Here is a 10705-nt window from a genome sequence, read left to right as displayed (position 1 = left end):
GCCACCAGCCGTCAGCCTTGCGCGAGGCGCGGAGGCTGTAGACGCAAGGTCGTCGCTTACTTGAGCTCGACTTTGGCGCCAGCTTCTTCCAGAGCCTTCTTGGCAGCTTCGGCCTCTTCCTTGGAAGCGCCTTCCTTGACCACGCCCGGGGCGCCGTCAACAACAGCCTTGGCTTCTTTCAGGCCCAGACCGGTCAGTTCGCGAACGACCTTGATCACGTTCACTTTCTTCTCGCCAGCTTCGGCCAGAACAATGGTGAACTCGGTTTGTTCTTCAACAACAGCAGCGGCAGCAGCCGGGCCAGCGGCAACGGCAGCAGCAGCGGTAACACCGAACTTCTCTTCCATCGCCTTGATCAGTTCAACGATCTGCATGACGGACATTTCGGATACGGCGTTGATGATGTCTTCGTTGGTCAGAGCCATGACTCTAATTCCTGTATTGGTGGACAGCCTTCGCGGCCATCAAAATTAAAAGATTTCGTGAAAGTGACTATGCAGCCTGGATCAGGCAGCAGCGCCTTCTTTCTGGTCGCGAATAGCCGCCAGAGTACGAGCCAGCTTGCTGGTAGCGCCTTGGATTACGCTCATCAGCTGTGCAACGGCTTCGTTGTAGGTCGGCAGGGTCGCCAGTACGTCGATCTGATTGGCTGCGAGGAACTGGCCCTCGAATGCAGCGGCTTTGATCTCGAACTTGTCCTGACCCTTGGCGAATTCCTTGAAGATACGGGCGGCAGCGCCCGGATGTTCATTGGAGAACGCAATCAGGGTCGGGCCTTTGAACACGTCGTTGAGCACTTCGAACTGAGTGCCGGCAACGGCGCGGCGAGCCAGGGTGTTACGTACGACACGTACGTAAACGCCAGCTTCGCGGGCCTCTTTACGGAGTCCGGTCATAGCGGCTACGGTCACGCCACGGGCATCAGCCACGACAGCGGACAGGCCAGCTTTGGCAGCCTCGTTGACTTCAGCGACGATGGCCTTCTTGTCTTCGAGTTTAATTGCCACGGGTCTAACTCCTGGATGTTACCGTTTCGTCCAGCCGGAGCCGGACGGCGTTTTGGTGTCTGATTCGGTAAACGAATCGGGAGCACCATCTGCGTAGGCAAGGGAATTACTCCCCGGTTTAAGGCTTTCGCCGCCTACGGTCTTGGACAGCCCCCGCCAGGCAGGGACCCCAATACCTGGCGCGACGGACGAATCCGTCGCGCTTTTATCACTTAGCCTTCGAGGGAAGCCTGATCGATCTGCAGACCCGGGCCCATGGTGGTGCTCAGGGTCACGCGCTTCAGGTACACACCCTTGGAGGTGGACGGCTTCAGACGCTTCAGATCAGCCAGCAGAGCTTCTACGTTCTGCTTCAGCTTGACGGGCTCGAAGTCGACCTTGCCCACGGAAGCGTGGATGATGCCGTTCTTGTCAGTACGGAAACGTACCTGACCGGCTTTGGCGTTCTTAACAGCGGTGGCGACGTCCGGGGTCACGGTGCCGACTTTCGGGTTCGGCATCAGACCGCGCGGGCCGAGAATCTGGCCCAGCTGACCAACAACACGCATCGCGTCCGGGGAGGCGATTACGACGTCGTAGTTCAGGTCGCCAGCTTTCATTTCGGCAGCCAGTTCATCCATACCGACTTTCTCGGCACCAGCAGCCAGAGCAGCTTCAGCAGCCGGGCCCTGGGTGAACACGGCAACGCGGACGCTCTTACCGGTGCCGTTCGGCAGAACGGTGGCACCACGAACGACCTGGTCGGATTTACGCGGATCGACGCCCAGGTTGATGGAAACGTCTACGGACTCTTTGAACTTGGAGGTAGCCAGTTCAGCCAACAGTTTGGCGGCGTCTTCGAAAGCGTACTGCTTGCCAGCTTCTACTTTCTCGGCGATTGCCTTTTGGCGCTTGGTCAGCTTAGCCATTACACACCCTCCACGTTCAGGCCCATGCTACGAGCGGAACCGGCGATGCTACGCACGGCCGCATCCAGGTCAGCTGCAGTCAGATCAGCCTTCTTGGCTTTAGCGATCTCTTCCAGCTGAGCACGGGTAACGGTGCCTACTTTCTGGGTGTTGGGACGCGGAGAACCGCTGGCGATGCCGGCCGCTTTTTTCAGCAGCACGGAAGCCGGGGTGCTCTTGGTCTCGAAGGTGAAGCTGCGGTCGCTGTATACGGTGATGATCACAGGAGTCGGCAGACCCGGCTCGAGGCCCTGAGTCTTGGCGTTGAACGCCTTGCAGAATTCCATGATGTTCACGCCGTGCTGACCCAGAGCAGGGCCGACCGGCGGCGACGGGTTGGCCTGACCGGCCTTCACTTGCAGCTTGATATAAGCTTGAATCTTCTTAGCCATTTAAAACTCCAGTTACGGGTTCAAGCGCCCGAAGGCTCCCCGATTGCTTTCGCGTTTATCCCAGTGACGACAAAACCCCGCAACCTAGGGCTGCGGGGTTGGGATGCCATTTTCAGTTAAGCCTTCTCGACCTGACTGAACTCCAGCTCTACCGGGGTAGAGCGGCCGAAGATGAGCACGGCCACCTGGATCCGGCTCTTCTCGTAGTTAACCTCTTCGACGACACCGTTGAAGTCGGCAAACGGACCGTCGATTACACGAACAGTCTCACCCGGCTCAAACAGAGTCTTCGGCTTCGGCTTATCACCGCTGTCAGCTACGCGACGCAGGATAGCTTCAGCTTCCTTTTCGGTAATCGGAGCAGGCTTGTCAGCAGTACCGCCAATAAAGCCCATAACGCGCGGCGTATCCTTGATCAAGTGCCAAGTCGCCTCGCTCATCTCCATCTGAACCAGCACGTAGCCGGGGAAGAACTTGCGTTCGCTTTTGCGCTTCTGGCCATTACGCATCTCCACCACTTCCTCGGTGGGAACCAGAATCTCGCCGAACTCATCTTCCATGCCGGCCAGCTTGACGCGCTCGATCAGCGAGCGCATGACATGCTTCTCGTAACCCGAGTAGGCATGCACAACGTACCAACGCTTAGCCACGGCGCACCTATTAACCAACAATCAACGAAACAAGCCAGCCGAGCAGGGTATCAAGCCCCCACAGCAGCAGCGCCATTACCAGCACGACAGCCACAACGATCAGAGTGGTCTGGGTGGTTTCCTGACGGGTCGGCCAAACAACCTTGCGAATCTCCGCACGAGCTTCCTTAGCAAGAGCAAAGAAAGCCTGACCCTTTGCAGTCTGCAGAGCCACAACAGCAGCAACAGCGGCAAGAGCAAGAAGCGCGAGGACGCGGTACAGGATCGGCTCAGCTGAAAAATACTGATTACCGACTACGCCGACAGCGACAAGAGCCACCACAGCGACCCACTTCAGAACGTCGAAGCGTGTTTCTTTGGCTTCAGCCTTGGCATTCATCAGCTAGGATCCTGTGAGAGAAATGCCAGATTCTCGTTCTTGGAATCTGGCAGGCCAGGAGGGAATCGAACCCCCAACCTGCGGTTTTGGAGACCGCCGCTCTGCCAATTGAGCTACTGGCCTGTAACAAAGTCAGGCCGACCATTATGCCGGCCTGACACGCCAAGATCAAGTCGTTATTCGATGATCTTGGCTACAACACCGGCACCAACGGTACGACCGCCTTCGCGGATCGCGAAGCGCAGACCATCTTCCATGGCGATCGGGGCGATCAGGGTGACAACCATCTTGATGTTGTCGCCCGGCATTACCATCTCAACGCCTTCCGGCAGTTCGCAGTTACCGGTTACGTCGGTGGTACGGAAGTAGAACTGCGGACGGTAGCCCTTGAAGAACGGGGTGTGACGACCACCTTCCTCCTTGGACAGCACGTACACTTCGCACTCGAACTTGGTGTGCGGCTTGATGGTGCCCGGCTTGGCCAGAACCTGACCACGCTCTACATCGTCACGCTTGGTACCGCGCAGCAGGGCGCCAACGTTCTCACCAGCACGACCTTCGTCGAGCAGCTTGCGGAACATTTCAACGCCGGTGCAGGTGGTCTTGGTGGTCGGACGGATACCGACGATTTCGATTTCCTCGCCCACCTTGACGATGCCGCGCTCAACACGACCGGTTACCACGGTGCCGCGGCCGGAGATGGAGAACACGTCTTCGATCGGCATCAGGAACGGCTGGTCGATGGCACGCACCGGCTCCGGAATGTAGGAGTCCAGGGTCTCTACCAGCTTACGAACGGCGGAAACGCCGATTTCGTTGTCGTCCTTGCCTTCCAGAGCCATCAGAGCGGAACCGACCACGATCGGAGTGTCGTCGCCCGGGAAGTCGTAGGTGTTCAGCAGGTCGCGAACTTCCATTTCGACCAGTTCCAGCAGCTCGGCGTCGTCAACCATATCGGCCTTGTTCAGGAACACGACGATGTAGGGAACGCCTACCTGACGGGACAGCAGGATGTGCTCGCGGGTCTGCGGCATGGGGCCGTCAGCAGCGGAGCAAACCAGGATCGCGCCGTCCATCTGGGCAGCACCGGTGATCATGTTCTTCACGTAGTCAGCGTGACCGGGGCAGTCAACGTGAGCGTAGTGACGAATGGCGGAATCGTACTCAACGTGGGAGGTGTTGATGGTGATACCGCGAGCCTTCTCTTCCGGCGCGTTGTCGATCTGGTCGAACGCACGAGCGGAACCGCCCCAGGTCTCGGAGCAGACCTTGGTCAGAGCAGCAGTCAGAGTGGTCTTGCCATGGTCAACGTGACCAATGGTGCCGACGTTGACGTGCGGTTTGTTACGTTCAAACTTTTCTTTAGCCATCGAGAACGTCTCCGATCAAGAATTGAGCGATTCACGCCACCATTAAAACAAAGGCAGATATTTTCATATCTGCCTTTGTTAGGATGGAGCTCATGAGCGGATTTGAACCGCTGACCTCACCCTTACCAAGGGTGTGCTCTACCAGCTGAGCTACATGAGCCAAACACATTACGAAAACAGCAAACCTGGAGCGGGTAGCGGGAATCGAACCCGCATCATCAGCTTGGAAGGCTGAGGTTCTACCACTGAACTATACCCGCGGAGCTCACAGCTCTCGCTTTGAATCTGGTGGAGGGGGAAGGATTCGAACCTTCGAAGTCTATGACGTCAGATTTACAGTCTGATCCCTTTGGCCGCTCGGGAACCCCTCCAAACGAGGCGGCATTCTCAACTTCTGCCACCCTGCTGTCAAGCTTTTTCTCATTAAAATCTTGAGGTTAGCTTCATTTGACAGCTGCTTCGCATTTTAGCTTTTTGGGCCACCCTGCGAAGCGGGCGCCATTCTATTCAAGCTAGCGAGGAGATGCAACACCCTCGCACTGCATAAGTTGATGTTTTAAGCCCAAAAAATCTCGGGACAGTTGTTCGAGCAGCGAATCATCAATCAGCCTGCGGCTTTCAGGGGCTACACGAACCCAGTATTCCCGGTGCGCGCGGGCCAATTCACGCATAAAAGGCTCATATCCAGCATCGCGCAGTCGCTGCATCACGCTTTCCGCTGAGTCCAGGCGTGGAAATATCCCAAGCGAAATCCCGTTCACCAGATCTCCCTGGGTCACGATGTAGCTGTCGATCTTCCGCGCCTGCAGTTCTTTCAATTGCCGCAAGGATGCCTCACGGGAAGCAAGCGGTGCGAGGTACACCCAGTAATCCGTGCCGGCCGCCGCATCAATCGGCTGAATCTGGGAGCGAACATCGAGGCTGATCAGACGCTGCTCGAGCTCCCTGCCCTGCTCCTCACCCTCGAAGCCGCCCAGAAAAAGGCAGACGGTCTCTTCAGTGGCTGCCGCCGGCGCAGCGCTACGCCTTTGCTGGACATTTCCAGACTCACTGAGCAGACGAATATCCTGCTGCCCACCCTTGTACAGCGAAAGCGTCTCCACTTCCTTGGGGCGCAAGGGAGCCTGCTGCTGATGCCAAACGTAATAGAACAAGTTGATGACAAGGAGGAACAGGAACAACCAACGCATGGATCGACCTCATTGCAATGGACAGGCGATCGCCAGTCCGGCGAACACCAAATCGGGCAGCACCCTGGCACGGGGCAGCACATCACGCACCAGGAGTGCGTCGCCACCGGTGAGGAAGACTTCGAAATCTTCTCCAAGATGCTCGGCAGCGAGCTCAATCTGAATCTGGACGAAGCCTTTCAGCATCAAAAGGCAGCCCCGCTCAACCGCTTCAACAGTCGAGCGTCCGGGGGCCATGTCCAATAGCGCCTTTTCTGCCGCCTCATCGTCGTAGCGAATGCGGCGAGTATGGGTGCGCAACTGATTACGCATCAGTGGCATACCTGGACAGATAAAACCGCCCAGGTGCTCACCATCCCCGGAAACCAGATCAGAGGTGACAGCCGTCCCCAGGTCCAGGACCAGGCAGGCCTTGTGAGCAATGTGATACGCCCCCAGCACAGCCAACCAGCGATCCAGTCCAAGCCGCTGATACTCGGAATATCCATTGCGCACGCCAGCCATTTCCTGCGCAGGTGTCGCACAGCTGCAAGCGACTCCGAATGCATCCTGCAGGCGCGATGTCAGAGACCGAGTCTCCTCATCAGACCGGACACTGACGAGTCGGCAGAAACGAAGCGCCAAGCCTGCCGTTCCGCGCAATGCGGCTATCAGTTCCTCGTCGGAACCGACAACCCCCCCCGCCAGAGTCGCTGCTTGGGAGGCGTCGATTACCCGCCATTTAATAAAACTGTTGCCGCAGTCCAGCTCAAGAATCATCACTCAACCTCAAACTGAGCTCTCCACCGCTAAAAGCTCGTTCCTCGCCGTCGACATTCAGGCGCACTGCGCCTGTTGCGTCGATTCCTATGACCCTTCCCTGGATTTGGTGCACACCCGCAATCAGATTGACCATCCTTCCCTGCCAGAGATGCCCGGCTTCCCACTCCTCGCGAAGTGCGGAGAACCCCTCTCGCTGGTGCCGCCCAAGGTAATCCTGGAGACAAGCACTCAACCGCGCGACCAGTAGATTCCTGTCCACCAGAACCCCAGACTCGCTCTGCATGGAGGTCCACGGTTGATCAATTTCCTCGGGGGACAGCTGCATATTCACGTTGACCCCGATTCCAACAACCACGTGACAGATGTCAGCAGGATCACCAACTAGTTCAAGGAGAATTCCTGCGATCTTGCGATTGTTGATCAAGAGATCGTTAGGCCACTTGAGTCCCGCAGCAGCCAATCCGAAAGAGCGTAAGGTAGACAGCACAGCGAGCCCGACGACTAGGCTCAAGCCTTCCAGCTGACGAGCACCGCCATCGATGCGCAGCGCAAGGCTGTAGTACAGGTTCTGAGCATAGGGACTGACCCAACGACGCCCTCTACGACCTCTACCTTCGGTTTGCCGCTCAGCGATGACCGCGAAAGGCGGCGCGTCGCCCGAGGCCAAACGCCGCATCACCTCCGCATTGGTCGAGTCCAGGGAGTCGCATACCTGGTGTAGCCAAGGGCTGCCTTCTTTATTCAAGGCATCACAATCGAGCAGGCTTAACGGGCCTTGCAGCCGGTAGCCACGCCCACGCACCTTGTAGATAGGCAGATTGAGTTCGGCCTCCAAATGCTGCAACTGCTTCCAGACAGCACTTCTGCTCACACCGAGCGCAGCTCCCAAGGCCTCTCCCGAATGGAAGTGCCCGTCCTGCAGAAGTTTCAATAGGGTCAGCATGTGCTGGATCCGGCTCACAATGAGGCAGGCATCATATCCATGCACACTCAGGTTGCATAGAAATCCGGCATACCCAAGCACCTCACTCAAAATCGTGAGCAGACGCAGAGCAACTGGCTGACGTCAGCGCACGGTTTTTCCCGCGCGCAAAGACAAACCCCCGACACGCCGGGGCGTATCGGGGGTTTGGGATAGAAGCTTGACGATGACCTACTCTCACATGGAGAAGCTCCACACTACCATCGGCGATGCGTCGTTTCACTGCTGAGTTCGGGATGGGATCAGGTGGTTCCAACGCTCTATAGTCGTCAAGCAATTCGGTAGGGGCCTCGTCGCGAGACGCGACCCCGAATCAGGTATGTGACAAGTTTGGCTTTTGCGGTTCTGGCAAATTTTCGGTCTATATCGACTTCACCACCACACGCAACAATCACCAGATTGTTTGGGTGTTATATGGTCAAGCCTCACGGACAATTAGTATTGGTTAGCTCAACGCCTCACAGCGCTTACACACCCAACCTATCAACGTCGTAGTCTTCGACGGCCCTTTAGGGGATTCAAGATCCCAGTGAGATCTCATCTTGAGGCGAGTTTCCCGCTTAGATGCTTTCAGCGGTTATCTCTTCCGAACATAGCTACCCGGCAGTGCCACTGGCGTGACAACCGGAACACCAGAGGTTCGTCCACTCCGGTCCTCTCGTACTAGGAGCAGCCCCTCTCAAATCTCAAACGTCCACGGCAGATAGGGACCGAACTGTCTCACGACGTTCTAAACCCAGCTCGCGTACCACTTTAAATGGCGAACAGCCATACCCTTGGGACCGGCTTCAGCCCCAGGATGTGATGAGCCGACATCGAGGTGCCAAACACCGCCGTCGATATGAACTCTTGGGCGGTATCAGCCTNACGCAACAATCACCAGATTGTTTGGGTGTTATATGGTCAAGCCTCACGGGCAATTAGTATTGGTTAGCTCAACGCCTCACAGCGCTTACACACCCAACCTATCAACGTCGTAGTCTTCGACGGCCCTTTAGGGGATTCAAGATCCCAGTGAGATCTCATCTTGAGGCGAGTTTCCCGCTTAGATGCTTTCAGCGGTTATCTCTTCCGAACATAGCTACCCGGCAGTGCCACTGGCGTGACAACCGGAACACCAGAGGTTCGTCCACTCCGGTCCTCTCGTACTAGGAGCAGCCCCTCTCAAATCTCAAACGTCCACGGCAGATAGGGACCGAACTGTCTCACGACGTTCTAAACCCAGCTCGCGTACCACTTTAAATGGCGAACAGCCATACCCTTGGGACCGGCTTCAGCCCCAGGATGTGATGAGCCGACATCGAGGTGCCAAACACCGCCGTCGATATGAACTCTTGGGCGGTATCAGCCTGTTATCCCCGGAGTACCTTTTATCCGTTGAGCGATGGCCCTTCCATACAGAACCACCGGATCACTAAGACCTACTTTCGTACCTGCTCGACGTGTCTGTCTCGCAGTCAAGCGCGCTTTTGCCTTTATACTCTGCGACCGATTTCCGACCGGTCTGAGCGCACCTTCGTACTCCTCCGTTACTCTTTAGGAGGAGACCGCCCCAGTCAAACTGCCCACCATACACTGTCCTCGATCCGGATGACGGACCAGAGTTAGAACCTCAAGCATGCCAGGGTGGTATTTCAAGGATGGCTCCACGAGAACTGGCGTCCTCGCTTCAAAGCCTCCCACCTATCCTACACAAGCAGGCTCAAAGTCCAGTGCAAAGCTACAGTAAAGGTTCACGGGGTCTTTCCGTCTAGCCGCGGATACACTGCATCTTCACAGCGATTTCAATTTCACTGAGTCTCGGGTGGAGACAGCGCCGCCATCGTTACGCCATTCGTGCAGGTCGGAACTTACCCGACAAGGAATTTCGCTACCTTAGGACCGTTATAGTTACGGCCGCCGTTTACCGGGGCTTCGATCAAGAGCTTCGCTTGCGCTAACCCCATCAATTAACCTTCCGGCACCGGGCAGGCGTCACACCCTATACGTCCACTTTCGTGTTTGCAGAGTGCTGTGTTTTTAATAAACAGTCGCAGCGGCCTGGTATCTTCGACCGGCATGGGCTTACCGAGTAAATCGTTCACCCTCACCGGCGCACCTTCTCCCGAAGTTACGGTGCCATTTTGCCTAGTTCCTTCACCCGAGTTCTCTCAAGCGCCTTGGTATTCTCTACCCAACCACCTGTGTCGGTTTGGGGTACGGTTCCTAGTTACCTGAAGCTTAGAAGCTTTTCCTGGAAGCATGGCATCGACCACTTCGTGTTCTAGAGAACACTCGTCATCAGCTCTCGACCTTGAACACCCGGATTTGCCTAAGTGTTCGGCCTACCACCTTAAACTTGGACAACCAACGCCAAGCTGGCCTAGCCTTCTCCGTCCCTCCATCGCAGTAACTAGAAGTACGGGAATATTAACCCGTTTCCCATCGACTACGCATTTCTGCCTCGCCTTAGGGGCCGACTCACCCTGCGTCGATTAACGTTGCGCAGGAACCCTTGGTCTTTCGGCGTGGGTGTTTTTCACACCCATTGTCGTTACTCATGTCAGCATTCGCACTTCTGATACCTCCAGCAAGCTTCTCAACTCACCTTCACAGGCTTACAGAACGCTCCTCTACCGCTCGTCTTACGACGAACCCGTAGCTTCGGTGTGTAGTTTGAGCCCCGTTACATCTTCCGCGCAGGCCGACTCGACTAGTGAGCTATTACGCTTTCTTTAAAGGATGGCTGCTTCTAAGCCAACCTCCTAGCTGTCTAAGCCTTCCCACATCGTTTCCCACTTAACTACAACTTTGGGACCTTAGCTGACGGTCTGGGTTGTTTCCCTTTTCACGACGGACGTTAGCACCCGCCGTGTGTCTCCCACGCTGACACTTCCAGGTATTCGGAGTTTGCATCGGTTTGGTAAGTCGGGATGACCCCCTAGCCGAAACAGTGCTCTACCCCCTGGAGTGATACGTGAGGCGCTACCTAAATAGCTTTCGAGGAGAACCAGCTATCTCCGAGCTTGATTAGCCTTTCACTCCGA

At 56.4% G+C, this 10705-nt stretch carries 10 protein-coding genes, 4 tRNA genes and 2 rRNA genes (1 of these 16 cut by a window edge); all 16 read right to left on the bottom strand.

Annotated features, from left to right (window positions below; all coding sequences use genetic code 11):
• Positions 1–56: 56 nt before the first annotated feature.
• Positions 57–425 carry a 50S ribosomal protein L7/L12 gene (rplL, locus tag TQ98_RS02165; RefSeq protein ID WP_044870887.1) on the bottom strand — a complete coding sequence of 123 codons (369 nt, stop codon included), beginning with the start codon at positions 423–425 and terminating at the stop codon, positions 57–59.
• Between the two features lie 81 nt (positions 426–506).
• Complete coding sequence (gene rplJ, locus TQ98_RS02160; RefSeq protein ID WP_016490524.1) at positions 507–1007, bottom strand: 50S ribosomal protein L10; 501 nt, start codon at positions 1005–1007, stop codon at positions 507–509.
• A gap of 212 nt (positions 1008–1219) precedes the next feature.
• Positions 1220–1915, bottom strand: coding sequence for a 50S ribosomal protein L1 (gene rplA / locus TQ98_RS02155; protein WP_044870888.1), 696 nt, complete (start codon positions 1913–1915; stop codon positions 1220–1222).
• Entirely contained in the window at positions 1915–2346 is a 432-nt protein-coding gene (gene rplK, locus TQ98_RS02150; protein ID WP_003448698.1) for a 50S ribosomal protein L11, read from the bottom strand. The genes rplA and rplK overlap by 1 nt, the downstream gene beginning before the upstream one ends.
• A 116-nt stretch (positions 2347–2462) precedes the next feature.
• Positions 2463–2996: a transcription termination/antitermination protein NusG gene (nusG, locus tag TQ98_RS02145; protein ID WP_044870889.1), complete on the bottom strand. Its 534-nt coding sequence runs from the start codon at positions 2994–2996 to the stop codon at positions 2463–2465.
• A 10-nt stretch (positions 2997–3006) separates the two neighbouring features.
• Positions 3007–3375 (bottom strand): preprotein translocase subunit SecE, encoded by a 369-nt coding sequence (gene secE / locus TQ98_RS02140; RefSeq protein WP_044870890.1) that lies wholly within the window; start codon positions 3373–3375, stop codon positions 3007–3009.
• A 47-nt stretch (positions 3376–3422) separates the two neighbouring features.
• Positions 3423–3498, bottom strand: a tRNA-Trp gene (locus TQ98_RS02135).
• 53 nt (positions 3499–3551) lie between these two features.
• Positions 3552–4745, bottom strand: coding sequence for an elongation factor Tu (gene tuf, locus TQ98_RS02130; protein ID WP_103102850.1), 1194 nt, complete (start codon positions 4743–4745; stop codon positions 3552–3554).
• 84 nt (positions 4746–4829) lie between these two features.
• Positions 4830–4905, bottom strand: a tRNA-Thr gene (locus TQ98_RS02125).
• Positions 4906–4931: 26 nt separating this feature from the next.
• A tRNA-Gly gene (locus TQ98_RS02120) sits at positions 4932–5005 on the bottom strand.
• Positions 5006–5031: 26 nt separating this feature from the next.
• Positions 5032–5116 (bottom strand) — tRNA-Tyr (locus TQ98_RS02115).
• Between the two features lie 141 nt (positions 5117–5257).
• A complete protein-coding gene (locus tag TQ98_RS02110; RefSeq protein WP_044870879.1) occupies positions 5258–5935 on the bottom strand; it encodes an SPOR domain-containing protein in 678 nt (225 codons plus the stop codon).
• A 9-nt stretch (positions 5936–5944) separates the two neighbouring features.
• Positions 5945–6694 (bottom strand): pantothenate kinase, encoded by a 750-nt coding sequence (locus TQ98_RS02105; RefSeq protein WP_044870880.1) that lies wholly within the window; start codon positions 6692–6694, stop codon positions 5945–5947.
• Positions 6684–7640 (bottom strand): bifunctional biotin--[acetyl-CoA-carboxylase] ligase/biotin operon repressor BirA, encoded by a 957-nt coding sequence (gene birA, locus TQ98_RS02100; protein ID WP_044870881.1) that lies wholly within the window; start codon positions 7638–7640, stop codon positions 6684–6686. Before birA ends, TQ98_RS02105 begins: the two co-directional genes overlap by 11 nt.
• A 197-nt stretch (positions 7641–7837) precedes the next feature.
• Positions 7838–7953: ribosomal RNA gene (gene rrf, locus TQ98_RS02095) — 5S ribosomal RNA — on the bottom strand.
• 625 nt (positions 7954–8578) lie between these two features.
• Positions 8579–10705, bottom strand: a 23S ribosomal RNA gene (locus TQ98_RS02090) (it continues 763 nt past the right edge of the window).

It is taken from the genome of Pseudomonas sp. LFM046 (assembly GCF_000949385.2).
In the GTDB taxonomy this organism is placed as follows: domain Bacteria; phylum Pseudomonadota; class Gammaproteobacteria; order Pseudomonadales; family Pseudomonadaceae; genus Metapseudomonas.
This window is presented reverse-complemented; position numbering and strand designations above follow the sequence as displayed.

What these genes read in the sequence shown, in the direction of transcription:
- rplL (WP_044870887.1), bottom strand. Translation starts at nt 425, where the DNA reads ATGGCTCTGACCAACGAAGACATCATCAACGCCGTATCCGAAATGTCC.
- rplA (WP_044870888.1), bottom strand. Translation starts at nt 1,915, where the DNA reads ATGGCTAAGCTGACCAAGCGCCAAAAGGCAATCGCCGAGAAAGTAGAA.
- rplK (WP_003448698.1), bottom strand. Translation starts at nt 2,346, where the DNA reads ATGGCTAAGAAGATTCAAGCTTATATCAAGCTGCAAGTGAAGGCCGGT.
- secE (WP_044870890.1), bottom strand. Translation starts at nt 3,375, where the DNA reads ATGAATGCCAAGGCTGAAGCCAAAGAAACACGCTTCGACGTTCTGAAG.
- tuf (WP_103102850.1), bottom strand. Translation starts at nt 4,745, where the DNA reads ATGGCTAAAGAAAAGTTTGAACGTAACAAACCGCACGTCAACGTCGGC.
- TQ98_RS02110 (WP_044870879.1), bottom strand. Translation starts at nt 5,935, where the DNA reads ATGCGTTGGTTGTTCCTGTTCCTCCTTGTCATCAACTTGTTCTATTAC.
- TQ98_RS02105 (WP_044870880.1), bottom strand. Translation starts at nt 6,694, where the DNA reads ATGATTCTTGAGCTGGACTGCGGCAACAGTTTTATTAAATGGCGGGTA.
- birA (WP_044870881.1), bottom strand. Translation starts at nt 7,640, where the DNA reads ATGCTGACCCTATTGAAACTTCTGCAGGACGGGCACTTCCATTCGGGA.